This window comes from Psychroserpens sp. (assembly GCF_047633235.1).
Taxonomy (GTDB): Bacteria; Bacteroidota; Bacteroidia; order Flavobacteriales; family Flavobacteriaceae; genus Psychroserpens.
Genome location: NZ_JBLIET010000006.1, coordinates 1 through 26283 on the forward strand (window position 1 = coordinate 1; position 26283 = coordinate 26283).

At 33.2% G+C, this 26283-nt stretch carries 21 protein-coding genes, 2 tRNA genes and 1 pseudogene; 12 read left to right on the top strand and 12 right to left on the bottom strand.

Annotated elements, in window-relative coordinates; genetic code table 11:
* A partial coding sequence (locus tag ACJAZK_RS02920; protein WP_415222530.1) for a T9SS type A sorting domain-containing protein occupies positions 1-3053 on the top strand: 3053 nt, incomplete at its 5' end.
* A gap of 629 nt (positions 3054-3682) precedes the next feature.
* Here ACJAZK_RS02920 and ACJAZK_RS02925 read toward each other — a convergent pair.
* Together ACJAZK_RS02925 and ACJAZK_RS02930 are read right to left on the bottom strand one after the other, a co-directional pair.
* The gene (locus ACJAZK_RS02925) at positions 3683-4048 is read right to left on the bottom strand and encodes a hypothetical protein (protein ID WP_415222531.1); all 366 of its coding nucleotides are present in this window, start codon (positions 4046-4048) and stop codon (positions 3683-3685) included.
* A gap of 84 nt (positions 4049-4132) precedes the next feature.
* Positions 4133-6682, bottom strand: coding sequence for an ATP-dependent Clp protease ATP-binding subunit (locus ACJAZK_RS02930; protein WP_415222532.1), 2550 nt, complete (start codon positions 6680-6682; stop codon positions 4133-4135).
* A 257-nt stretch (positions 6683-6939) separates the two neighbouring features.
* Here ACJAZK_RS02930 and gyrA point away from each other — a divergent pair, with 257 nt between their 5' ends.
* A complete protein-coding gene (gene gyrA, locus ACJAZK_RS02935; protein WP_415222533.1) occupies positions 6940-9489 on the top strand; it encodes a DNA gyrase subunit A in 2550 nt (849 codons plus the stop codon).
* Between the two features lie 23 nt (positions 9490-9512).
* Positions 9513-10787 (top strand): tetratricopeptide repeat protein, encoded by a 1275-nt coding sequence (locus ACJAZK_RS02940; RefSeq protein ID WP_415222534.1) that lies wholly within the window; start codon positions 9513-9515, stop codon positions 10785-10787.
* Positions 10788-10839: 52 nt separating this feature from the next.
* Here the strand turns inward: ACJAZK_RS02940 and ACJAZK_RS02945 are convergent, their stop codons facing one another.
* On the bottom strand, positions 10840-11589 hold the full coding sequence (locus ACJAZK_RS02945) for an NlpC/P60 family protein (RefSeq protein WP_415222535.1): 750 nt from the start codon (positions 11587-11589) through the stop codon (positions 10840-10842).
* Between the two features lie 9 nt (positions 11590-11598).
* Entirely contained in the window at positions 11599-12777 is a 1179-nt protein-coding gene (locus ACJAZK_RS02950) for an acetyl-CoA C-acyltransferase (RefSeq protein WP_415222536.1), read from the bottom strand.
* Positions 12778-12939: 162 nt separating this feature from the next.
* Between ACJAZK_RS02950 and ACJAZK_RS02955 the strand changes: the two genes are divergently transcribed.
* From ACJAZK_RS02955 to ACJAZK_RS02965, 3 genes are all read left to right on the top strand, one after another.
* Positions 12940-14985, top strand: coding sequence for an HD family phosphohydrolase (locus tag ACJAZK_RS02955; RefSeq protein WP_415222537.1), 2046 nt, complete (start codon positions 12940-12942; stop codon positions 14983-14985).
* 96 nt (positions 14986-15081) lie between these two features.
* Positions 15082-15170 (top strand) — tRNA-Ser (locus ACJAZK_RS02960).
* A gap of 34 nt (positions 15171-15204) precedes the next feature.
* A tRNA-Pro gene (locus tag ACJAZK_RS02965) sits at positions 15205-15279 on the top strand.
* A gap of 494 nt (positions 15280-15773) precedes the next feature.
* Here the strand turns inward: ACJAZK_RS02965 and ACJAZK_RS02970 are convergent.
* Positions 15774-15926 (bottom strand): hypothetical protein, encoded by a 153-nt coding sequence (locus ACJAZK_RS02970; RefSeq protein ID WP_415222538.1) that lies wholly within the window; start codon positions 15924-15926, stop codon positions 15774-15776.
* Between the two features lie 10 nt (positions 15927-15936).
* A complete protein-coding gene (locus tag ACJAZK_RS02975) occupies positions 15937-17298 on the bottom strand; it encodes an NAD-dependent succinate-semialdehyde dehydrogenase (RefSeq protein WP_415222539.1) in 1362 nt (453 codons plus the stop codon).
* Between the two features lie 189 nt (positions 17299-17487).
* Here ACJAZK_RS02975 and ACJAZK_RS02980 point away from each other — a divergent pair, with 189 nt between their 5' ends.
* From ACJAZK_RS02980 to ACJAZK_RS02990, 3 genes are read left to right on the top strand one after another with little or no spacing between them, the layout of a single operon-like run.
* Positions 17488-17871 (top strand): YtxH domain-containing protein, encoded by a 384-nt coding sequence (locus ACJAZK_RS02980; protein ID WP_415222540.1) that lies wholly within the window; start codon positions 17488-17490, stop codon positions 17869-17871.
* Positions 17858-18208: a hypothetical protein gene (locus ACJAZK_RS02985; protein WP_415222541.1), complete on the top strand. Its 351-nt coding sequence runs from the start codon at positions 17858-17860 to the stop codon at positions 18206-18208. The genes ACJAZK_RS02980 and ACJAZK_RS02985 overlap by 14 nt, the downstream gene beginning before the upstream one ends.
* Positions 18209-18210: 2 nt before the next feature.
* Entirely contained in the window at positions 18211-18411 is a 201-nt protein-coding gene (locus ACJAZK_RS02990; protein ID WP_415222542.1) for a hypothetical protein, read from the top strand.
* Between the two features lie 92 nt (positions 18412-18503).
* Here the strand turns inward: ACJAZK_RS02990 and ACJAZK_RS02995 are convergent, their stop codons facing one another.
* A complete protein-coding gene (locus tag ACJAZK_RS02995) occupies positions 18504-19547 on the bottom strand; it encodes a helix-turn-helix transcriptional regulator (RefSeq protein ID WP_415222543.1) in 1044 nt (347 codons plus the stop codon).
* Positions 19548-20004: 457 nt separating this feature from the next.
* Here ACJAZK_RS02995 and ACJAZK_RS03000 point away from each other — a divergent pair, with 457 nt between their 5' ends.
* Entirely contained in the window at positions 20005-20454 is a 450-nt protein-coding gene (locus ACJAZK_RS03000; RefSeq protein WP_415222544.1) for a ferritin-like domain-containing protein, read from the top strand.
* A gap of 118 nt (positions 20455-20572) precedes the next feature.
* The gene (locus ACJAZK_RS03005; RefSeq protein ID WP_415222545.1) at positions 20573-21286 is read left to right on the top strand and encodes an SOS response-associated peptidase family protein; all 714 of its coding nucleotides are present in this window, start codon (positions 20573-20575) and stop codon (positions 21284-21286) included.
* A 113-nt stretch (positions 21287-21399) separates the two neighbouring features.
* On the opposite strand, the pseudogene ACJAZK_RS03010 reads toward ACJAZK_RS03005, so the two are convergent.
* The 3 genes and pseudogenes from ACJAZK_RS03010 to ACJAZK_RS03020 all read right to left on the bottom strand — a co-directional run.
* Positions 21400-21597 (bottom strand): annotated as a pseudogene (locus ACJAZK_RS03010) (helix-turn-helix domain-containing protein); the annotation flags it as partial.
* 499 nt (positions 21598-22096) lie between these two features.
* On the bottom strand, positions 22097-22480 hold the full coding sequence (locus tag ACJAZK_RS03015) for an arsenate reductase family protein (RefSeq protein WP_415222546.1): 384 nt from the start codon (positions 22478-22480) through the stop codon (positions 22097-22099).
* A 303-nt stretch (positions 22481-22783) separates the two neighbouring features.
* Positions 22784-23251 (bottom strand): hypothetical protein, encoded by a 468-nt coding sequence (locus ACJAZK_RS03020; protein WP_415222547.1) that lies wholly within the window; start codon positions 23249-23251, stop codon positions 22784-22786.
* 159 nt (positions 23252-23410) lie between these two features.
* On the opposite strand from ACJAZK_RS03020, the gene trxB reads away from it, so the two are divergent.
* Positions 23411-24388 (top strand): thioredoxin-disulfide reductase, encoded by a 978-nt coding sequence (trxB, locus tag ACJAZK_RS03025; RefSeq protein ID WP_415222548.1) that lies wholly within the window; start codon positions 23411-23413, stop codon positions 24386-24388.
* Between the two features lie 84 nt (positions 24389-24472).
* On the opposite strand, the gene ACJAZK_RS03030 is transcribed toward trxB, so the two are convergent.
* Positions 24473-25306, bottom strand: coding sequence for a GIN domain-containing protein (locus tag ACJAZK_RS03030; RefSeq protein ID WP_415222549.1), 834 nt, complete (start codon positions 25304-25306; stop codon positions 24473-24475).
* A 243-nt stretch (positions 25307-25549) separates the two neighbouring features.
* The gene (locus ACJAZK_RS03035) at positions 25550-26278 is read right to left on the bottom strand and encodes a head GIN domain-containing protein (protein ID WP_415222550.1); all 729 of its coding nucleotides are present in this window, start codon (positions 26276-26278) and stop codon (positions 25550-25552) included.
* Between the last annotated feature and the right edge of the window lie 5 nt (positions 26279-26283).

Genomic DNA, 26283 nt, shown 5'->3' on the forward strand with positions numbered 1-26283 from the left:
GAGCTGTACCAGGATTATTAAGTGGAGCATACGATGAGTGTGGTGGTACTTTATATATTGACTGGTCATACACTGATGATTGTGGTAGAACAATTACTGCACAAAAAGTCATTACTGTTGAACCAGCGCCTACAGCGGAGTTTGCAACAATCATGGATGCTTCTATTTATTGTGAAGAGTTAGCAACTTATGAGCCAGAATTCTTATCATATACAAATGGTGGAACTGGAGCATGTGAGATCTCAGGATCTGTTCAAGGTGTAGCTGATGTTTTTGACGGAAGCTGTGGTACGTTTGAAGTTAACTTTACATTTACTGATGCTTGTGGAAGACCAATTACTTCAAGTCAAACAATTACTGTTATTGATGAAACTGCACCAGTATTAACTGGAGAGTTGCCTCAAGGTGAGTCTAACTTAGACTTGTGTTTTGATACTCGTCCAGAAGGACCAACTGAAGCAGAAATAGCGGCTTTATTTACAGACTGTGGTAACGTAAATGTTACTAAAACACAATCTGCTCCTCAGGAAGATGATTGTAGCTGGGCAGTAATGTACAGATATGACATCCAAGATGATTGTGGGAACTTTGCTAATCCAGTAAAAGTATTCTACAACGGTGGAGATCAATCTGCTCCTTTATTAACAGGAACATTACCAGAAGGTAGTACAGGTTTACAGTGTTTAAGCGATAATCCTGGTGCTCCATCATTGGATGCCCTTAACGCGGCTTACACAGATAACTGTGGGACGGTAACAATAACTCCTTTAGAGCCAGTAATTACTGGTGACGATTGTAGTTGGACTGCAACTTATGGGTATACTGTTGTTGATGCATGTGATAACTATGCAGCTAACATCGTAATCGTAAATAGTGGTGCTGATACTATGGCTCCAGTATTAGAAGGTGAAATACCAATGGATGCAAATTCATTGAACTTATGTATTGATTCTGATTTAGAAGAGCCTTCTGAACTATATATCGCTTCACTTTACGGAGATAACTGTAGTGAAGTAACTGTTACTAAGATCGAAAAAACTTACGGTACAGACTGTGAGTGGATTAGAGTTTTTGAATATATCGCTCAAGATGCTTGTGGAAACAAGTCTGATGTCATCAAAGTGAACTATCAAGGTGGTGACGCTACAGCTCCTGTATTTAATCTAGAGTGCCAGATAGATGTAGTTATTGGTACAATGGAAGGGGCTATATGTCCTAATGATGCAGAGATCAGTTTAGATATAAATCAAGAAATTGATGTATATACAGGCTGGACAGTAGGTGGTATAGAAATAGGTTCATTAGCTGGTTGTGTAAGTGATACTTGTGCATCTGATGAAGATTTAGTGATTCGAGTAAAAAACAAAACTAAAGTAGGAGATGACTGTAGCCAGACATTGACAATAACTTTTGTTGCAGTTGATGCTTGTGGAAATGAATCTGAAGACTTTGTATGTAACTATACGATCATTGATGATACAGCACCAGTAGTTGAGTGTCCAGAAGATGTAGACTTTGGTATTGTAACTGAAGCGCCAACAGCATTTGCTGATAAGGCACCTTATACTGATAACTGTCAAGCTAATGGTTTAACCCTAGATTATACAGATGTTTTAACGTCTGTGATAACTGAAGGTAATGCTTGTGCTAGTCAATTTGAAAATAGATTGTTGACAAGTGAAGCTGACTTTAGTGGTGCTGAGACATTCATTAATTTTGATGATATTGATGCTGGAACGAATGCAGGAGATTATGTAACATTAGGAGATGAATACCAAAGTTTAGGTCTTACTTTTTCTGGTGATAAAGAAGTTGGTATAAATACTTATGCTTCTATTGGTGCTGGTACTCCTATTTCAAGTCCAAATAATTTATCTCCTTATGATGGAACACCTCAAAATGAATATGGAAATATTACGCTTAGTTTTGAATCAGGTATAAATCGTGTAGGTTTCTATTTAGGAACTAATGCGACAGATGATGTTGAAGTTACTGTTAGTTGTATTTCTAATGGGGTTGTTATGGCTACTGAAGTATTCATTACAGGCGTAAGTAGTCAATTCTTTGGATTAGAAAGTGCAGTGTCATTTGATCAGTTACTTTTTGATGGATTCGGATCAGCTAATTCATTTCTATGGATCGATGATCTTCGTTTCGAAGGTTGTGATGAAGAAAATGGATCTGAAACATTTACAGAGAATTTTGATGGACTATTTGCTGGAACACTCTTTTCTGGTCAAAATACACCAACAAATGATTATTTCACTTCTCCTTATGTGTCAATGACAGGAGGGACTTGGGAAGTATTAGATACGTCAACATTTAATTGTGACGCGCTCTCTAATCCAAATTCATTGGTATGGAACACTGGTGGTAGTACAACAGCAAATGCAAGTTTATCATTTTCAGTGCCAGCATTTGGTGTGTCATTTGCAATTGCAGATAATACTTTAGTTGAAATCACAGTTAATCATGATGGAGGTTCATCTGTTTACAATATAAATGGAAACGGAAATGCAGGAAATATAGTTACCCTTACTGAAACTGGAATTACAAGTTTAGACTTTGAAGTTCAAAATTTCGGTAACAACTATGGTTGCTTAGATAACCTTACTTACTCAGTTGGTGGAAGTTCTTCTATAGACTATACGTTAGTAAGAACATTTACAGCAAACGATGGTTGTGATAACACGTCTACTTGTGATGTTGTGTATACTTGGACTGAAGTATTGACTCCAGAAAATGATGGTTATGAAGAAGATCTTAGACAAGCTGAAGAAGCGGTTAAAATCGACTTTACTGCGTATCCAGTACCATTTGATAATGTAGTAAATATTGCTTACTCATTTGAGTTTGAAACTAATGTAACTATTGAGTTATTTGATACTAAAGGCTTACAAGTCTTCAGTGACACTAACAAGAATTATGTTACAGGATCTAACGGTACATCAACATTTGATTTATCTAGATACTCAAGCCAAATGTTCTATGTGAAGTTAACGACTAGTCAAGGTACGGTTACTAAGAAGATTGTATCTTCTGGTAAAAAGTAATTGATACATAATAATTAGGGATAGTCCCTAAGGGTATATATTAAAGGCAGCTATTTATAGCTGCCTTTTTTTTTGTGCCTTTTTTTAGTCTGAAATGTGCCTTGTATTTTGCAGTAATCGTATAGACAGATGCGTGTTGTATCTTACATATTTATGAATAGATCATGGAAATAGATAAGCACTACAAGAGATTAAATTATGACATGTGTTGAGTTGTAAAGTTTCTGAAGAAAATAAAATTTACTAAAGGAGGCTTTTAGCCCAAATAATGGCTTCTGGAAATTTGTCAAATAATATAAACAGTATATTTAATCACTAGGGTCACGCGATCTATATTCATTTAACGATTAGTCACGTCACTATGGTTAAGAAGCGTGTAGCTTTTTTTTGTAGATAAGCAATTGATATAGATATAATAATAGCGCTTCTCTAAGCGCTCTACTAATGGCCAGTTTTATAGCTGCCTTTTTTAGTTCAATACGTAATAGTCCTTGCAAAAAAAGATCTTATAATGAATTAATAGAGGTGCTTTTAATAGGTCACCACGAGATCTAAAAATAGACGAGTACTACGTATTATATTACTCATAAGATATGGTGAGTACTCCAATTTCCGAAGAGAAAAAAAGTTTACTTGAGTGTTTTTTGAGCCCACACTATGGCTTCTGGTAAGGTGTCAAAAATTTCAAAGGGTCTATCTAAGAATAGTTTCTCTATTTGGGCAGTACTTTTTGCCATGAAATTTTGAGAGACGACACAAAACCCAAGAAGGTTTTTAATTTTAGACGTTTCTTTATAAATTGCTGGATCTACAGAGTATGAGTTAATTCTATGAGTGATATAAATAAAGGGTTTATTCTTAAAATAAGAATAGGCAGTATTGGTTAATATTAAATTCTCTTTTAAGGTGATGTGAACCCCTGCATCCATGACAACAATCATGTAGTTATCAAAAATATGTACTTCACAAAAATCTAATCGTAAGCGCTCTGTCATCGTTTCAATTTAACCATTCAAAAAGTATGAAACAAAAAAAAACCTCTTTATTTAAAGAGGCTTTTTTTTTATAAGACTCCTATTTTAAGATTTAGTCTCTTTGGCAGCCTTTACTATTTTGATAGTCAATTCATCAGCTTTTGCATCTAAATCCATATGAATGGTATCTCCTTCTTGTAATTGAGAGTTAATGATCTCTTCAGCAAGGGCATCTTCAATATACTTTTGAATCGCTCTTTTTAAAGGTCTAGCACCATACTCTTTATCAAACCCCTTATCTGCGATATAATCTTTAGCCTTATCACTAAGGTTAAGTTCATATCCTAAATCTCTAATTCTCTTAATAAGAATTGCCAATTCAATATCAATAATCTTATTGATATCTTTTCTTTCTAAGGCATTAAAAACCATGACGTCATCAATTCTGTTTAAAAACTCAGGAGCGAATGCTTTTTTAAGTGCATTTTCAATAATGCTTTTTGAATTATCACTGGCTTGAGCAGTTTTTGCAGACGTACCAAAACCAACGCCTTGACCAAAGTCTTTAAGTTTTCTGGCTCCAATATTAGAGGTCATGATAATGATTGTATTTCTAAAATCAATTTTACGACCAAGACTATCGGTTAAATACCCATCATCTAAAACTTGCAATAACATGTTAAAGACATCTGGATGGGCTTTTTCAATTTCATCTAAAAGAATTACTGCATAAGGCTTACGACGTACTTTCTCTGTTAATTGTCCACCTTCTTCATAACCTACATATCCTGGAGGTGCACCAACTAATCTAGAAATAGCAAATTTCTCCATGTATTCACTCATGTCAATTCTAATCAAGGCGTCTTCACTATCAAAAAGCTCACGAGCTAATACTTTAGCTAATTGCGTTTTACCAACTCCTGTTTGTCCTAAAAATATAAATGAGCCTATGGGCTTGTTTGGATCTTTAAGTCCTGCACGATTACGTTGAATGGCCTTAACAACCTTAGAAACAGCTGCATCTTGTCCTATGACTTTTCCCTTAATGAGTTCTGGTAATTGTACGAGTTTGTTGCTTTCGGTTTGAGCAATTCTATTTACAGGAATACCAGTCATCATAGAAACGACGTCTGCGACATTGTCTTCAGATACAATTTCTCTATGTTGTTTAGTATCTTCTTCCCACTTTTCTTGCGCTATCGCTAATTCTTTTTCGAGGCGTTTTTCATCGTCTCTTAATTTAGCGGCTTCTTCGTATTTTTGTTTTTTAACAACTGTATTTTTTGTTTCCTTTACTTCTTCTAGCTTATGTTCTAGATCAAGTATTTGTTTAGGAACCTCAATATTAGTAATATGAACGCGAGAACCCGCTTCATCTAAAGCATCAATAGCTTTGTCTGGTAAAAAACGCTCTGTCATGTATCTATTGGTGAGTTTTACACAAGCCTCAATAGCTTCATCTGTATAATCAACATTGTGATGCTCTTCATATTTACCTTTAATATTATTTAAGATCTCTATAGTTTCTTCAACAGTCGTTGGTTCTACAATTACTTTTTGAAAACGTCTTTCCAAGGCGCCATCTTTTTCTATGTATTGTCTGTATTCATCTAGAGTAGTAGCTCCAATACATTGTATTTCTCCTCTGGCAAGTGCAGGTTTAAACATGTTTGAGGCATCTAAGCTACCTGTAGCGCCACCAGCACCAACGATCGTGTGAATTTCATCAATGAAGAGAATGATGTCATCATTCTTCTCTAATTCATTCATGACGGCTTTCATACGCTCTTCAAATTGACCTCTGTATTTTGTGCCCGCAACTAAACTTGCTAAATCTAAAGTTACTACTCGCTTATTAAAGAGTGTTCTAGAGACTTTTCTTTTTATAATTCTAAGTGCTAAACCTTCGGCAATTGCAGATTTACCAACACCTGGTTCTCCAATAAGTAACGGGTTATTCTTTTTACGTCGACTTAAAATTTGTGAGACACGTTGTATTTCTTTTTCTCGTCCAACAACAGGGTCGAGTTTTCCTTCTTCTGCCATTACGGTAAGATCTCTACCAAAGTTATCTAAAACAGGCGTCTTAGATTTTTTTGCGGATTTACCAGTGGGCTGTCCAAAAGGATTTTCTTTGGAGTCATCTTCCTGATTAGGTTCATCATCTGAGAATGACTCAGCCTTAGGAAGTTCTAAATAATCATCATCGTTAGTAATCATAAATTTGAATTGTTCTTTTACATTATCGTAATCTATTTTTAACTTATTTAAAAGTTTTGTAGTGGGGTCATTTTCATTTCTCAAAATACACAATAACAAATGTGCGGTATTTATAGAGGTGCTTTGAAATAACTTCGCTTCTAAGAACGTGGTTTTTAAAGCACGCTCTGCTTGTCTTGTAAGATGTAGGTTCTTCTTTTCATTTGAAGACACCGTAATATTAGGATTTGCCGGACTTAAAATTTCAACCTTTCGGCGTAAGTGATTTAGGTCTGCGTCCAGCGCATTTAATATATCTATCGCTTTACCATTACCATCACGAAGCAGGCCTAACATTAAATGCTCTGTACCTATAAAATCGTGACCTAATCGTAATGCTTCTTCTTTGCTATAAGCAATTACATCTTTAACTCTTGGGGAAAAATTATCATCCATAGTAATCTCTTTCTGCTTTAAAAATAATAAAATCTATATACAAATGGGCAAAAATTATACCTTAAATATAGCGTTGCCACTAATAGAGTGAAAAATCTTTAAAAATTCAAAGTTTTTAACAAAAGACTTATTAAAAATTACATAAAATTTTGTTAATAAATAGTTCTAAATTTCACTCAAATAAGTCGCATAAACACTGTGGAAATTGTTACCTTAGCCTGATTTGAAAACCTACAAAAATCTAATTTAAATTATATATGGAAGAAGGAGAGAAATTGATCCCTATCAACATTGAGGATGAAATGAAATCTGCGTACATTGATTATTCAATGTCGGTCATTGTGTCACGTGCATTACCAGATGTGAGAGATGGTTTAAAACCCGTTCACAGACGTGTACTTTATGGAATGCATGAACTTGGTGTTAGGTCAAATACTGCTCATAAAAAATCAGCAAGAATTGTCGGTGAAGTTTTAGGTAAGTACCATCCACATGGTGATACTTCAGTTTATGATGCTATGGTACGTATGGCTCAAGAATGGAGTTTGCGATACATGCTTGTAGATGGACAGGGAAACTTTGGTTCTATAGACGGTGACAGTCCAGCAGCAATGCGTTATACGGAGGCTAGAATGAAGAAGATATCTGAAGAAATGTTGGCAGATATAGACAAAGAAACAGTTGATCATAAATTAAATTTTGATGATACTTTACAAGAGCCAACAGTACTTCCTACAAGAGTCCCTGGGCTTCTTATCAATGGTGCTTCTGGTATTGCAGTAGGTATGGCTACCAATATGCCACCTCACAACTTATCTGAAGTTATTGACGGTACAATCGCTTATATAGAAAACAATGACATTGAGATTGATGAATTAATTCAACATGTCAAAGCGCCAGATTTTCCAACAGGTGGAACTATCTATGGATATGACGGTGTTCGTGAAGCTTTTAAGACAGGACGTGGACGTATTGTTATTCGTGGTAAAGCAAGAATAGAAGAAGTACACGGAAAAGAGAGTATTATTGTGACCGAAATTCCTTATCAAGTCAATAAGGCAGACATGATTAAAAAAACGGCCGACTTAGTTAATGATAAAAAAATTGAAGGTATCACTCTTATTAGAGATGAATCTGATAGAAATGGTATGCGTATTGTTTACGTTTTAAAACGTGACTCAATTCCAAATATAGTGCTGAACATGTTGTATAAATATACAGCATTACAGTCGTCATTTAGTGTTAATAATATTGCATTAGTTAAGGGTCGCCCGCAGTTATTGAATCTAAAAGAAATGATTCATTATTTCGTTGAGCATAGACATGAAGTTGTTGTTAGACGAACCAAATACGAATTGCGTAAAGCAGAAGAAAGAGCACATATCTTAGAAGGTTTAATTATAGCTTCAGATAATATTGATGAAGTTATTGCGCTCATTCGAGCATCATCAAATGCCGATGAAGCAAAAGCTAAATTAATTGAGCGTTTTGAATTGTCAGAAATACAAGCTAAAGCCATCGTAGAAATGCGATTACGTCAGCTTACAGGTCTAGAACAAGACAAATTACGTAATGAGTATAACGAGTTGATGCAAACCATTGAGGATTTAAAAGATATTCTTGATAAAAAAGAGCGTCGTTATGAAATCATCAAAGAAGAACTGCATCTCATTAAAGAAAAATATGGTGATGAACGTCGTTCGGTCATTGAATATGCCGGTGGTGATTTAAGTATTGAAGATATGATTCCTGATGAGCAAGTCGTAATTACGATTTCTCATGCTGGTTATATTAAAAGAACATCACTTACAGAATATAAAACACAACATAGAGGAGGTGTTGGTCAAAAAGCATCAACCACTCGTAATGAGGATTTCTTAGAACATTTATTTGTTGGTACGAATCACCAATACATGTTGTTTTTCACTCAAAAAGGAAAATGTTTCTGGATGCGTGTTTATGAAATTCCAGAAGGAAGTAAGACTTCAAAAGGTAGAGCAATTCAAAATCTAATCAATATTGAACAAGACGATAAAGTAATGGCTTTTATCTGTACTCAAGATTTAAAAGATGACGCGTATATCAATAGTCACTATGTTATTATGGCGACTAAAAAGGGACAGGTAAAGAAAACATCTTTAGAGCAGTATTCTAGACCTCGTTCTAATGGTATTAATGCTATTACTATTAAAGAAGGCGATGAATTACTAGAAGCAAAGTTAACTACAGGTAATAGTCAAGTGATGCTCGCATTGAAATCTGGTAAAGCAATTCGTTTTGAAGAAGAGAAAACAAGACCAATGGGTCGAAATGCATCTGGTGTTAGAGGGATTAGGCTAGCTAGTGATACTGATGAGGTTATTGGTATGATCGCCATTGAAAATCCTCAAGAAGAATCTGTTTTAGTTGTTTCTGAAAAAGGCTACGGAAAACGAAGCTATATCGATGATCCAGAAGATGGAGAAGCTATCTATAGAATTACGAATCGCGGAGGTAAAGGGGTTAAAACAATTTCTGTAACTGAAAAAACCGGTCATTTAGTAGCTATTAAATCAGTAACTGATGAAGATGATTTAATGATTATAAATAGATCAGGAATAGCTATAAGAATGGCCGTTGCAGATCTACGTGTTATGGGTAGAGCAACACAAGGCGTAAAACTCATTAACTTAAAAGGAAATGATTCAATCGCTGCAGTAGCTAAAGTGATGAAGGAAGATGAGGTTGAAGAAATAGAGGATGAAAACATGGACATTCAAGATGAGAATGAAAATGGCACAACTCTTGATTCTAACGAAGAAGAATAAATAAACCCTAAAAATAACTAATAATGAAAAAACAATTTATAGTTGCACTGGCACTGTTGGTAAGTACGCTTTCTTTTGCACAAAAGAGTGAACTTAAAACAGCAGGAAAAGCGATTAAATCAGGTAATTTTGCAGATGCTAAATCTGCAATTCAATCTGCAGAATCCTTAATAGCTACTGCAGATGACAAATTAAAGGCTAAATTTTATTTTTTAAAAGGCCAGGCATTATATGCTAATGGTGCAGGTTCTGATACAGATATTGACCAGGCAATTGAGAGCTTCAATATGGTTCAAAAAGTTGAAGGATCTTCCAAAGGGAAATATGGTTCAACGATTGAAGACTTAAAAGGTCAAATGCTTAATAACTTTTTAACTAAAGCTAATGCAGCCTTGCAAAGTAAAGATTATGCGTCTTCATCTGCAGGTTTTGATAACGCTTACCGCATGTCACCTAGCGATACAACTTACTTGTATTATGCAGCATCGACTGCAGTTACAGGACAAGATTATACAACCTCCTTAAAATTCTATGAAGAGCTTAGAGACTTAAAGTACGAAGGTGTTGTTATGGAGTTTACAGCTGTAGATAAGGAGACTGGAGTGGAAGAAACTTTTGATAACAAATCCCTAAGAGATTTATCTTTAAGAGCGGGAACACATATAGTTCCAAAAGAAAAGAAAACGGAATCTAAGTCTGCTGAAATTGTAAAAAATATAGCATTAATTCATTTAAGTCAAGGTAATGATGAAAAAGCTATAGAGGCAATGAAGTTAGCCAGAGCGCAAAATCCTGATGATTTAGGGTTGTTGATTTCTGAAGCGAATGTCCAATTAAAAATGGGGAATAAAGAGCGTTTTAAAGAGCTTATGGAAGAAGCGACTTTAAAAGACCCTGAAAATGCTGAATTGCGATATAACTTAGGAGTTATTGCTGCAGAAGCAGGACAAAAAGAGGATGCGATGACCTATTATGAAAAGGCAATTGCATTAGATCCATCATATACAGATGCCTATAACAATATCGCTGTTTTAATTTTATCTGAAGAAGGTTCAATCGTTGAAGAAATGAATTCTCTTGGTAATTCAAGTAAAGATAATAAACGTTATGATGAGCTAAGATTGAAAAGAACTGAGATACTTGAGTCTGCGATTCCTTATCTTGAGACGACTTTAAAGTTGAAGCCAAAAGATGTTCAGGCAGTTCAAACCTTAATGAATATTTATAGAGGTAGTGGGCAAACAGATAAGTATAAGGAAATGAAGGCTAAATTGGAAACTCTACAAGCTGGGAATTAACTAAAAATAGTAACTTTATAAAAAAAGCGATTAGAAATTCTAATCGCTTTTTTTATATGATTTTTTTAATCACCCTTAATTTATGAGTGTGAATTTTTCTATCTGCATTATAAATTCCAGAGTGATCTAATCTGTCAATTCTAACTTTTCCATGTGCATGAATGATATAATTATCTTCCATAATGATACCAACATGAATGATGTTTCCTTCTGCGTTATCAAAAAAAGCTAAATCTCCAGGCTCACTTTCTTCAATAAAACTTAATGCTTGGCCTTGGGTAGCTTGCTGAGAGGCATCTCTTAAAATGGAGTAGCCATTTAATTTATAGACCATTTGTGTAAAACCAGAACAATCTATACCAAAAGGCGTTTTTCCGCCCCAAAGATAGGGTGCATTTAAATACGTAAATGCAGTAGTTATAAGATTTGATTTTTTTTGTTTTGAATGTATTGAGTTACCATCAAAAGTATGCTGTAATAACTCAAGACCATTTAAGGAAGAACCTATAGGAATTGTATATAATTTATCGTCTGTATCCTGAATGAATTCAATTAAATCTAAAGACAATTTATGATCTTGACTTTTAATAGTCTTATAGTCGTTTTCATTAATTTCTAAAAACTGTTTGTTATCTATCCAGCCTTCATATTTATCATAAGCTAATCGAATTCTACTCCAAGATTTACGGTGCTCTAAAACTTTAAAAATTTCACCATAAAGCACTTGTGACACAAGCTCTGTTGAATCACTGGGTTCAATTCTAAGAGGTACAATGCTCAGATTACAAATTCCGTATAGCATTACATTATGTTAATTACGTTCAATTATGACTGCAGAAGCTCCACCACCACCATTACAAATAGCAGCAGCTCCAATTTTTGCATTATTTTGTTGAAGAACGCTTAACAAGGTAATAATGATTCTTACACCAGAGCATCCTAGTGGATGACCTAAAGAAACTGCACCACCATTTACATTAACATTGCTATCATTTAATCCAAGAATTTTCATATTAGCTAAACCAACGACTGAAAATGCTTCATTAAATTCAAAATAGTCTACATCACTTAAAGATACTCCTGCCTTTTTAAGAGCTTTAGGTAATGCCTTTGCTGGTGCTGTTGTGAACCATTTTGGATCATGAGCAGCATCTGCGAAACCTTTTATTGTTGCTAGAGGAGTTAAACCTAATTCTTCTGCCTTTTCTCTACTCATTAAAACCATTGCTCCAGCACCATCATTAATTGTAGAGGCATTAGCAGCTGTAACTGTGCCATCTTTAGAGAAAGCCGGCCTTAGTCCTGGAATCTTATCTAATTTTACATTACTGTATTCTTCATCTTTAGTTACAAAAACGGGTTCACCACGACGTTGTGGTACTTCTACAGGTACGACTTCGTCGTCATATTTTCCAGCGTCCCAAGCGGCCGCAGAACGATTATAAGATTGAATAGCAAAATTATCTTGATCTTCTCTCGAGAATTTATATTCTGTAGCACAGGCATCTGCACAAACGCCCATAGCATTTTGATCGTAGGCATCTACTAATCCGTCTTTTTGCATTCCGTCAATTAAAGTCGCTGGCCCAAATTTGGTAGCAGACCTTGCCTGTAAATAGTGAGGAATCAAACTCATATTTTCCATCCCTCCAGCGACAACAATATCTGTATCGCCAAGGGCAATAGATTGTGCAGCTTGCATAACGGCTTTCATGCCAGAAGCACAAACTTTATTAATTGTTGTACAAGGAACAGTATTAGGTATGCCAGCATAAATTGCTGCTTGTCGAGCAGGAGCTTGGCCAGTTCCAGCTTGTACGACATTGCCCATTAATACCTCTTCAACTAGTTCTGGATTTAGATGTATTTTATCTAAAGCACCTTTAATAGCTATAGCACCAAGTCTTGGCGCAGGAATTGTTGATAATGATCCTAAAAAACTTCCAATTGGAGTTCTTGCAGTTGATACGATGACGACCTCTCTACTCATTTTAAATCTTGTTTACTTTCAGGCTGTAAAATTAAACATTTTTTAATTAATGAGTAGCTTAGAACCAATAACATCAGTTCTATTATATTTTCTTACTTTTGAAATCGGAAGCTCTCTACTTGAAAGCATTTTGTTTACTTCGAATGCTTAAATTTTTTAAAAATGAATGATTTAATTAATAAATGGTATCGTAATCACGCACTTTTGTATAAAGTGCTTTTGTTCTTTAGTACGACGTTTTTGATCGTTTATTTATTTCCGAAGAGCGGAAAATTTAGATATGATTTTGATAAGGGCAAGCCTTGGCAATCTGAAAGTCTCCTTGCGCCTTTTGATTTTGCGATAAAAAAATCTTCAGAAGAAATTGAACAAGAACAAATCGAGGTGTCAGAGAGTAGTGCTGTGTATTTCGATATCGATAAATCGGTCCAATCAAACGTTATTGATTTGTATTCTGAGAACTTTAAATCCTCATTTGCAGACAGCATTGTTGCCAACAACATAAATTTATTTAATGCTGGAGAATCGGCCATCAATGCCATTTATGAATTTGGAGTTTTAGACGAAAATTATGAATATTCTGCGAGTACGACTATTATTTTATTAGACGATCAAACCCAGTATGGAGAAACACAATTCTCTAATCTCACTAAATTAGATGGCTTTAGACTTGTCATTGAGAATGAGTTGAACATTAATGGATTATCGAAATTTGAAGCTGCATTTGTATCTGTTTTCTTTGATATCATTAAACCGAATTTAAAACTCAATTTGTCACTAACACAAAATGCTTTAGATGAAAAACTTGAAAGTATATCAAGTGTTAGAGGTAGTATTGAAAAAGGAACACTCATTATCTCTAAAGGAGAAATTGTTGAGGGTAATAAGTACGATGTTTTAAAATCACTCGAAACAGAATATGAATCACAAGTTTGGAATGAGTCTAACTATAACCTTATCATATTCGCTTATTCATTGCTTGTGTCCTTAGCATTATTAATGCTTTTATTATTTCTTCGGAAATATAGAATGGAAGTATTTCTTGATAATACTAAAGTTACTTTTATCTTTTTCAACATTCTTCTCATGATTTTGTTGACGACATTGGTCATCAATTATAATTCAATATATGTTTATGTAGTGCCATTATGTATTCTTCCATTAGTTTTGAAAGCGTTTTTTGATGCGCGTTTAGGTTTGTTTGCTCATGTTTTGACAGTACTTTTATTAGGGTTCATAGTGCCTAATAGCTATGAATATATGTTTCTCCAAATAATAGCAGGTATTGTGACCATATTAACGGTTTCAGAATTATATAAACGAGCAAATTTGTTTATTTCTGTAGGTCAAATCACTCTGATTTATATCATTGCTTATTTTGCTTTTTTCGTGATACAAGAAGGCGATATATCAAATTTAGACCCCTCTACTTTTGGGTTATTTGTTTTATGTGGACTTGCTACCTTGTTTGTGCAACCATTAATATATATCTATGAGAAAGTATTTGGTCTAGTCTCTGATGTATCTCTATTAGAGCTTTCTGACACGAATACAAAGCTTTTAAAAGAACTGTCTAATAAGGCGCCAGGTACATTTCATCATTCATTAAATGTTGCTAATTTAGCTGAAGCGTCTGCAAATGAAGTGGGAGCAAACGCCATGTTGATTAGAGTAGGAGCTTTGTATCATGATGTGGGGAAAATGAAAAATCCAACTTATTTCACAGAGAACCAAGCAACAGGGATTAATCCTCACGATGAATTATCACCACGCGAAAGTGCGAAGATTATCATTGACCATGTTTTAGATGGAATAGAGATTGCCAAAAAAAATAATTTACCAGATCGCGTAATTGATTTTATAAGAACCCATCATGGAACGAGTTTAGTTTATTATTTCTATAGAAAGGAAAAAGATTTAATTGAGGATACCAATCAAGATGATTTTAGATATCCAGGAACACAACCATATAGTAAGGAAACAGCTATATTAATGATGTGTGACAGCGTAGAAGCAGCATCGAAAAGTTTAAAAGAGCCTACCAGTACTAAGATAGATAAGTTAGTAGAAACTATTATAGATAAACAAATGGAAGACGGTCAATTTTTAAACGCAAATATCACATTTAAGGAGATACAATCTATCAAGAAAGTACTGAAAACGAAGTTGGCAAACATATTTCATTTAAGAATTGAATATCCTGAATAATATTAAAAAAAAAATTAAAAATTGTTGTGTTCTTTATAATGATAAGTTACCTTTGCAACCGCATTTGAGATAGAATGCTAAGTTCATAAATTTAACGGAGAGGTGCCTGAGTGGCCGAAAGGAACGGTTTGCTAAATCGTCGTACTTAGAAATAGGTACCCAGGGTTCGAATCCCTGTCTCTCCGCAAATTTTATTAGTAATTTAAAGTATAACCAATTCGGGGTGTAGCGTAGCCCGGTTATCGCGCCACGTTTGGGACGTGGAGGCCGCAGGTTCGAATCCTGCCACCCCGACTTCTAGCCTAACTTTTATAGTTAGGCTTTTTTTTGTTATCTATTTTTAAATTTGCTGCCTAAATTTTATTCCAATCTTTATCCTTGATAATCCATATTCTAGAGCCTCCTTAAGTTTTAATTCATTGATAGTTTTTTACAACCAAACCCTTCTATTGAATCTCAAAACACTTATTTATTTCGCAACATATTATTAGGCATGTGCATGGTATCATGAGTAAGTCCTTACGATACTTTAAGGGTGTAAATCACGTGTCATCTTTATGTTTAGAAGGCCTTTACTCCAAAAATATCTCATGGTAACTTTGAAGCTATGAGAAAAGAAATTTTTATTGTAATCTATTTAATTTCTGTTTTAGGATTTTATTTACGAGTAAAATAAAAATCCTACTTATTATTTACGACATAGTCGTTTTCATAATGAATTAGTTCCTATGAGTAATGATACTAAAGTTATGATAAATGAGGCATGTGTGCGTTCTAGCATATTAAAATTAATTATTTAAAAAGTATACTCCAGATGCTACTACTGCGATTACAAGTACAATTAATACAACGATTACAAATGTTGACATTGTTTTTGTCGTGTCATCCTTTTGTAAAATATAATCTCTGTTTTTTTTGTTTTTTTCTTTTATGAATTTCATTTTTTTAATTTTATTTATTAATGTAAACTGTTTTTATATTTATGAATTCTAATAAGCCTTCCCTAGACAGTTCCCTGCCGTAACCAGAAGCTTTAGTTCCTCCAAAGGGGAGTCTTGGATCTGATTTAATTAATTCATTTATAAAGAATGATCCATCTTCTATATCTGAAACATGTTTCTTAGCATCTTCACTATCCTTAGTAAAAATCATAGTACCAAGTCCGAATTTTGAATTTGAAGCCATTTCATAGGCCTCATTTTTATCTTTAACTTTTATAATAGAGGCCACTGGACCAAAGGTTTCTTCGTCAAATACAGGCATACCTGGTTCTACTTTTGTTAAAATGGTAGGTTGGTAATACGTTTGATTTCTTTTATTTCCAAAGTGAATATTTGCTCCTTTTTCGATAGATTTTTGAACCTGTTCTTCTAAAATATCGGCAAGATCTTCTCTTGCTAGAACTCCGATATCTGTACTCTCTTTAGAGGGATTCCCACAATTAAGAGCTTTTACTTTTGAAGTGAAGGTTTTGAGAAATTTATCATAAATAGCTTCAACTACTATAAAGCGTTTAGCTGCAATACAGCTTTGGCCAGTATTTTGCATCCTAGACTTTACAATAGTAGTCATGTGTTTGTTTAAGTCTGCATCTTCTAGAATAATACAGGCGTTATTGCCTCCTAATTCTAATACTGTCTTTTTTAAATTTTTACCAGCTATTGCTGCAATTTTTCTTCCAGCCTTTTCACTACCTGTTAGCGATACAGCCTTTATAAGGTCATTTTCAATAATTTTTTCAATTTGGTCATGATCTACAATAAGTGTTTGAAAACAACCTTTTGGGTATTTTGCTTTTTCAAAAATATCTTGGATGACTAAAGCACAACCAGTGACATTTGTAGCATGTTTTAAAAGAGCTGTATTACCAGAGGTTAACGCAGGAATGGCAAATCTCATAACCTGCCAAAATGGATAATTCCAAGGCATTATCGCTAATATTACACCTAAAGGATCATAACTAATAAAGCTTTCATTTGCTTCTGTTTCTATTAGTTCATCTGCAAGTAGTACGTTTGCGTTTTTCTTGTAGAAATCACAGAGGAAAATACATTTTTCTATTTCAGCCTTGCTTTCAGAAATAGGTTTCCCCATTTCATCTGTGATAAGTTGACTATAGATGTTACTGTTTTTGTACAACACATCTGCCAAATTATCAAGTAATTGTACTCTTTTTTTTACCTCGACTAATTTCCACTTGTTGAAAGCATCTTTACTAGTTTCGAGGATTGCAGTCACTTTTTCTATAGAGAACGTATTATAACTGTCTATTTTTAAATTAGTGTACGGATTTGTAGTTTCTATTTTTGACATTTCATATTTATAAATAAAATTGTGTTCATAAAGTTATTGTTTTATAAGAGTTTAGCTTAACTCATAAGAAAAAAGTATTGATCGTTATACATTTCGATTCCAGTTAATATTTAAATCTATAGCGTTAACCAAGGCTTTAGTTTTTTGTGATATTTGTATGGAATCAATAAATAATAAAAATTTAATATCATGGGAAAAGAAAGTAATACAATTATAGGGATTCTAGCGGGAACAGCAATTGGGGCAACATTAGGAATTTTATTTGCTCCAGATAAGGGTATTATTACCAGACAAAAGATAGCTGATGAAGCGCAATTACAAAAAGATCGGTTAGCGCATACCGCTAGTGATTTGAAAGATCGAGTTGCTGAAGGAGCTACAGATTTAAAAGACCGAGTGACTTCGACTGTAGGTAATAAAAAAGATACATTTGATATTCAATTAGAGACAATTGTTACAGATGCCAGTTATAAAGCAGATGATATCATTAGTACTTTAGAAAAAAAATTAGCTATTCTTAAAGCTAAAAATAAGAATTCACAAAAAAACCTCATAATAAATGACTGTTTTTGAATCCTTAAACAAAGCTACAGATAGGGCTACGGATACTGCAGAAAAGTATGTAAAAACCTCGAAGGAATATTTTAAGTTAAAAGTTTTTCAACAATTAACTTTGACTTTAAGTTTAGTTACGAAATTTGCAGTCATAGGAGGTTTGATCGCTTTTTCTTTAATCTTCATGGCTGTAGCAGGAGCTATAGCGATAGGAGAGTACTTAGGGAATATGTCATTAGGTTATTTGATTATGGGAGTTCTATTTTTACTCTTTTCATTTATTGTTTATCTAATAAGAAGTCATATAAACAGTAAAATTATAAGCTCAATGGCTGATGAATTTTTTGATAAATAATTATGAATAATTATAAAACATTTGAAGAGATTGAACTTGATCTTAAGAGACTGAGCCTTGAGAGACAGATAGCTATTGAAGAGCTCAAAGGCGTAAAAGGAGAAATCAAAGAAGATTTAAAACCCTCTGTTTGGTTACAAACTATTTGGAAGTATGCTTATAAGTATGGGGCAATTATGTTATTGAAAAAAATAATTAGGTGAAAGGTTGATATTACTTTTGTTTGAATCTCAAGCTTTCTTTTGAGGTTCTTTTTGTTTTCTATAATTAATTAAAAGATTGAAATAGCCTTATTTTATGCTGCAGATTCTTCTGCAATCAAATTATTGAGAGTGTTCTTTCTATATTCGTTTGGGGTGATACTGTACTTTTCTTTAAAAATTTTAGAAAAGTAACTTCTACTTGTAAACCCAATACTATAAACAACTTGAGAAATATTTAGGTCGGCACTTCTCATCAGCTCACGAGCGGCTTCTAGCCTTATATGTCTAACATACTCTGTGACAGTTCTATGATACAAAAATCTAAAGCCATCTTGTAATTTCGCCTGCGATAAAGCGGATTCAAGTGATAATTGCTTTAGCGAATAGCTAAATGATGGATTTTTTATAATCTTATTACCCAATTTTCTAACAACTTTTAATTCTGTTTTAGATAGTGATACGGGTAACTGTACGCCTTTTAAAAATTTATTATGTTGCTCTATATGCAACGATAACATATCGTAAACAATAGACTCAATTTTTAGGATTCGTACCATCCCTTTAGACTTTATCTTTTTCAGTTTTTTTATGTAGTCAGACATTCTCAAATTTAATGCACCATAATGAGAGAAGCGATTGTCATGGTCTGTATCTACAAAAACATCATATAATCGATCATTTAATAATGAGACGTTAGTTGTTCTTTTTTGTAGAAATTTTTTTCTAACAATTTGAATAATACTTATTTCCAATTTTTTGTTCTTCGGAAAATGAACATAGTTATATCCCCCTGTCTTATTAGTGAAAATTAACGAATGAAATTGTTCTACCAGTTTTTCGTCATTATTAATCCCAAATCTATGTTTGAAATCACCGTTATGAGTATAGATAAAACGAATTGGATTAAATTCGAACGCTTCAATTTTTAGAATAACATCTTTTGAAAACTCAATATCAAAATCTAATAAGTTAACTCCCCAATCAAATGGGATATACTTAATTGTTCCTTTGACATGCTCATTGTCAAAAATAAGATTAAACTCATTTGATGTCTCTACTAGTTTTCCTCCAAGTACATCTTGTATTTGACGTAAAGAATCTTTTTGGCTCGCAGCAACGATATCAATTTCGAACATGGCTATTTTATGTAAAAAATGTTAGTTGATAAATATATCTCCAAATTTAATATTAAATATTTTATCCCCTTGATTATTAAAAACATTTAACCTTAGTTTAAAAGAAAAAGTTAAAATAAAATGTAAAAAAGCACTCTAATGTCTCTTGCTTGAAATACTTTTGTATCGGCAGTACACACTTCAATCTTAATGAAGTTGATTAGTTAGGTAGAACTCAGTAATTGGTTAAATTACTGAGTTTTTGTTGTTGTTAATATCTGCAGACATAGAGTACTTTTGAGCTAAAAATACTTTTATTAACGATGGGATTGCGTTAAAATTTCAAGCATATCAATTAATACAACTTCTAGAGATATTATAAATTTATGGTAAAGTTTATAATTAAATCTATTAAACTCTGATGCTAAGCGATAAGCATCAATAAAGAAAATTGTCATACAATTTAAAACACATGAAAATGAGCACTTACACAAAAGAGGTTGGAGAAAGATTAAACGATTTATTAAAAAAAACATATGATGCTGAGAAAGGTTTCAAAACAGCTGCTCAAAACATAGAAAACGCATCGTTAAAATCTTACTTTAATCAAAAAGCACAAGAACGTTATAACTTTGGTCATGAGTTAAAGACCGAGATTAAAGCTTTTAACCAAGATATTGATAAAGGCGGAAGCGTTACCGGTACAGTACATAGAGCATGGATGGATGTAAAATCATTATTTTCTAAAGACAATGAAGAGTCTATGTTAGAAGAAGCAATTAGAGGCGAAAAAGCATCAATAGAAGAGTATAACGAAGTTTTAAATGAGACAAGTTTACCTACTTCAACAAAATCAATATTAACTATTCAAAAGAACACCATTATAAACGGACTATCCAATATTAAATCTTTAGAAGATTTGAGATAATCAAAATTATTTTTTGATATGAAAAAGACATCTTCACGGTGTCTTTTTCATTTGAAGACGTTTTTACATGATTTGAGTTAAAGGGCTGTTCCTATTTTTACTTACTTGAAAGTAAAAAATGTTTTATAAATTATCCAGTACTTGTCAGTTATCAGATATTGAAAATGAACTCAATGCGAAATTTGAATACCCTAATTTATATGAACCGAAAGCAATAGTTGATGGTCTAAAAGAATCAAATTTACCTATAATAACGTCTGTAACATATCCTGAATTAAATTTTGCGATTTGGGGCTTGCTCCCAGAGGCTTATGATGATAGCTGGGATGCATTTCAAAACTTCACGAATACATTGAATACCAATATTGATGATGACCATTTGAATGAAGAAATTTATTCGCAATCCCTTAACGAAAGAAGGTGTTTAATTGTGGTTAATGGTTTCTTTACATCTAAATTAATTAATGGAAAACTATATACTCATCATGTTCACTTGAGCAATCATAAACCATTTTGCATAGCTGGAATTTACAATAGAATTAGTGACGGGTTTTTAACTTGTTCTCTGTTAGTAACCAATTCTGGTTTAGAGTATTCAAAGGTGCCAAACTTTGGTAAACAAAAACCTTTAATTTTAAAGAAGAAGGATTATCGATCTTGGTTAAATTCTGATTTAGAATTAAAGGATTTGAGATGTCTCATTAAAACTCATGATCGCTATGATTTTTTATCACATCCAATAAAGGAAAATTTTTATGATAATACCATAATTTTTAAACGTATTGTGAATAGTGATAATTTTTATACCATGATGAAAGTGTCACGAAATTAGTAGTAGAAGATGTCGCAGATGCAGTAGATTAATTAGAGCTATACCAATAAATTTTTGGTGGGGAGTGTGAGTTTGAAGTCTTTGTTTATATGCTGTTGTGTTACAACCATACTTTACTTTAGTTTAAAATTTTTACTAAAATAACTTCTACTTGTAAACCCTACAGTATATGCAATTTTAAACATAGTTAATTCTGAGTTACACAACAATTCTTCAGATTTTTCTAATCTTACATTTCTTGTAGAGTTCGAGGTGGTAGTTTTATGAAATTCTTTAAATCCAAACTGTAACTTTGACTGTGAAATAAAAAATTGTGAGCAAAGCTTATCTTAAGAATGGTCTAACCCTAAGTTATCAATAATGTGATTTGTAGTTATTCAAATTTTTTGAATTTGCGATTGTGAAATGTTATAATAATCTTCTTTATTGAAGGTCTCTGTATACAAATGCTCAACATATTGTGATAAGATTAGTTGATACCTGCTTTGTAATTGAAGAGTTGAAGTTGCACCTTCATCACTAGCTTTTTTATGTAAGGTCTTATTTTATTGCGAGATGTTAATCCAGCTTCAATAACAGATAATCCATGTGAGAATTGAATACCTCTAATATAACCCTTACCAAACGCATCATCAACATCTATCCAGTGGTCATCGCCATCATTAGTATAATCAATACTTCATTGCTCAGATAGTGATCATATTATCCCATGCATTTTTACGTAACAATATATATAGTCTTAATCATTCTAATTGGTGATTTGTAATTAACAGTTATAAAATTGCTACATAGTTAACATATAAGGGTGCTTTATATCGTTTTCTTTTCGTCTATTCCTTTACTGTTCGGTTCTAATAGTTTTTCAATTTCCGAAGGATTAGTTATTTGGTAAAAATCCTTACCTATAATAACAATAGGGTAATTTAAAACCTCAGGACTGTTATCTAAAACTTTTATCCAGCCATGCTCGTCAAGATTTGTTTTTGTATCATACTTTGTCGTAAATGCAGGATGCTCACAATCTATAAGTTCTCCAATTGTTACCCCTAAGTTCTCTGCCAGTTCTTTCCATTGCGTACCTGTAACATTCGTCTTCGTGATATCAATATCTAATAAATCTTTTAATGAGGCTTGCAAGTAACCAAGTGTTTGCTTTCCTACATTAGATTTTGAACTATAATATATTTTTATCATTTTATAATGTTTTGATATGATTCCCATTGTTTTTTATTTCTACAGTAAAATAATTTTAAATTTGTTTTGATCTTAGCTCATACTCTACAATGATTGACGCAATTGATTAATCATAGATATAAAAAACCCAATAGTATTGCTACAACTGTAAGTGATTTTAAAACAAGGTTTTGTTCAAAAACCCTATTTTATTTACATCTAAATAGAATTTAAAAGAATAATCGGATTGCCCAATACTTTAGGGTAAGCTTAATTAACCCTCTTAATCTAATAATCGAAGCTCAATTGTTAGTTTGATTTTTTTTAATCTACACGTTTGTAGTTTTCAGAATAAATTTTATCTCCATCTTCATCAATTTCGATTTGACTGAACTTATCTTGTTCCAAAACAATTTTAAAAATATAATCTCTCCGCTCACCAATGACAAGATTCATGGTTGTAGAACCATAGTCTAAGGTTTCTTTTAATATTGAATCATTCAGTGAATAGGCGCCATATGCAAAATATTCAGTAGAATCAGCGGGTACAAGTTTACTCCACATAACTCTACTCTTAGTGTACATTTTTATTTGCCGATTACCTTCTCTAGTTTTGAAAGAGTCTACGACTTCATTGTTTTTATAATTATAAAGTCCAATCATTTCCCAAGCACCTTCAAGAGAAGGCTTCTCAACGATTGCTACTTCGACAGCTTCTTCAACTATAGTTGTGTTCTCTTTACAGGAGAAAAGTAACGCAAATAAGATAATAAAAGTAACACGTGTTTTCATGAAGTTAGTTTTTATGGTTCCATTAATTTACAAAAAAATAATGACATGAATTATTATGATATAAATTACTTATGATGTGATAATAACTTTTAATACTTTTAATGTAAGTATTCTATCAATAATCCTACTTTTGTTTAGAATAAACTGAATTAAAATAACATGTCAGATACAATAGAAAAATTAAAATGTCTAATCATAGGATCTGGTCCTGCAGGCTATACAGCGGCTATATATGCTGCAAGAGCTAATATGGAGCCAGTATTATATCAAGGCACACAACCAGGAGGTCAATTAACAACTACCAATGATGTAGAAAATTTCCCAGGATATCCAGATGGTATCACAGGTCCAGCAATGATGATAGAGTTACAAAACCAAGCAGCTCGTTTTGGTACAGATATTCGTGATGGTTGGGTGACCAAAGTTGATTTTTCTGGAGATACTCATAAAATTTGGGTTAATGAAACTAAAGAAATTCACTGTCAAACCATCATTATTTCAACCGGAGCATCTGCTAAATATTTAGGTTTAGACTCAGAGCAAAAGTATCTTAAACTTGGTGGGGGTGTTTCTGCTTGTGCAGTTTGTGATGGCTTCTTTTATAGAAATCAAGAAGTTGTTATTGTTGGAGCAGGAGATAGTGCTTGTGAAGAAGCACATTATTTATCAAAGCTCTGTAGCAAGGTAACCATGTTGGTAAGAAAGGATGAATTCAGAGCTTCTAAAATCATGGCAACCAGAGTGAAAAACACTAAAAACATCGAGATACTTTTCAATACAGAAACTGACGAGGTTTTAGGTGACGGACAAGTAGTAACAGGTGTGAGAGCTATAAATAATAAAACGAATGAGACGTTTGATATTCCAGGAACTGGATTTTTTGTAGCGATTGGTCACAAACCAAATACAGATATTTTTAAGAATTTCTTGACACTAGATAAGACGGGTTATATCATCAATACACCAGGAACATCTAAAACAAATGTAGAGGGTGTATTTGTCTCTGGTGATGCAGCAGATCATGTGTATCGTCAAGCAGTCACAGCGGCAGGAACGGGTTGTATGGCAGCCTTAGATGCAGAGCGTTATTTGGCAGCTAAGGACTCTGATTTTGAGATATCTACTCCAGTTTACTAAACTTAGTAACATCTATAAATAAAAAACCCGAAACTTTTAAAGCTTCGGGTTTCTTATCATATGCACTTCGGAAATGTGTAAACTCTACTTTTCTTTCTTTTGTAGTTTAACTGTTCCGATAAAGGTATTAAGTGTGATTTTTGGATTTCCGAAGAGGTAAATTTCACTAGATCCAGAAGCGTCAATTGTAATAGCATCTATAACGTCTATATAAATGTTGCTATTCATTTCAGTAAGAATAGCGCAAGTTTTGGTTGTGAAATTCTTTCCGTTTAATTGAGAGTTATTATCTGCTCTAAGATTAAGATTCGTAACAGTTCCTTCTAAAGTTGCACTAGATCGTTGATATAAATCCATTTTCATATCAGTGGCATTTATGAGTGCATCCATTTTAGTATTATCACTAATTTCTAAAGCAACATCAGTTGCAGTAACATTAAGTTTTACTTTGGCTTTTTCTGTACTTACAAAACTAAAAGAATTGGCTTTAATGTTAAGATATGCTCTTGCAGAACCACTGGTTTTTAGAGACGCATCAGTTAATTCTAAGGATGTTAGTGAGCGTACTTCGGCATCATCTTTAACTTCAATATTAGAGAAAGCGTTACTGTAATTTACTTTGATATTTAGGCTTCTAGCGCTTATTTCACGAGAGGTTGTAATCGTAAGAACACTGTCTATAACATTAATTTTTATATACTCGTGGAGATTACTATCTGTTTCAATCTGTACAGAAGGTTTTTTACTATAAAATAACTCAATATTAAAATCCTCTCCTACAACGATTGTTTTAAAACCATCGATGTAAGTTTGTTCAATCGTTAAATTTCTATCCCCTTTTATTTTTTCTAGCTCTTGGGCAAAACTGTATGTGCCAAAACCGAAAACGAGTAGTAGAATTAAAGTACTATTTTTCATTATAATTTGTTTGTTGAACTCGTGTTTGCTTTTTCTTTCATCTCTAAAGCCTAAATTTTGAAACCTAACATCATTATTTTAAAACGATAGCTCAAGCTATGCTTTTAGAAATAATTTAGTTTAAAACAAAAGTCAATACCAGATCATTATTAGAACAAATATAAAACAAAAACCATCCCAAACTTGATTTGAGTTTGAAATGGTTTTAAAATAACGTCGTATTTGCTGGTTGTTTACATGTATTTACTGCTTTCTAACACTACCAGAAACAGCATCAGAGATACTCGTGTTTTTAGGATTACCATAATACTTGATGTCCCCGCCACTCGTTGCACTAGCAGTAATTTTTTCTTTAACGTATACCGAAATATCGGCACCACTAGTTACAGAAGCTGTACATATTTGAGAAATAAGATCTTCAGCATCTATGTCACTTCCACTTGTTGCAGACGCGCTTAATGTATTGGTAGCACCTTTTACTTTAATATCGCTTCCACTAGTTGACGCGAGTATTGCGTGTTGTGCATCAAGATTTATCTCGATATCTGCTCCACTCGTCGTGATTAGTTTTATAGTTTCTGCTTTAATTGTATTTGTAGAAAACACGTCACTACCGCTAGTAGCGCTTAGAGAATTTAGAGTTGTAATGTTTACCATTATTTTTTTTGATTCAGATTTTCTAATATTGTCTTCAGCATAGATTTTTAATATGCCATTTTCAATTTTGGTAATGATAATTTCATGTAAATTTTCATCTGCTTGTACCTTTAAAGATGGCGTGTCACTTTGTGTGAGATATACGTCTAAGCCTCTGCTAACTTCTATTTGGTTAAAGTCTGCATCCAGAGTTCTCTCTACTGTTGATACAATACCATTTCCCCTAACACCCGAATCTAAGTTGATGTCAAAATTGCAAGAGACGAATAATAAACTTAATAAGATTCCGATTGTGAATTTTGTAAGTGTTGTCATGATTG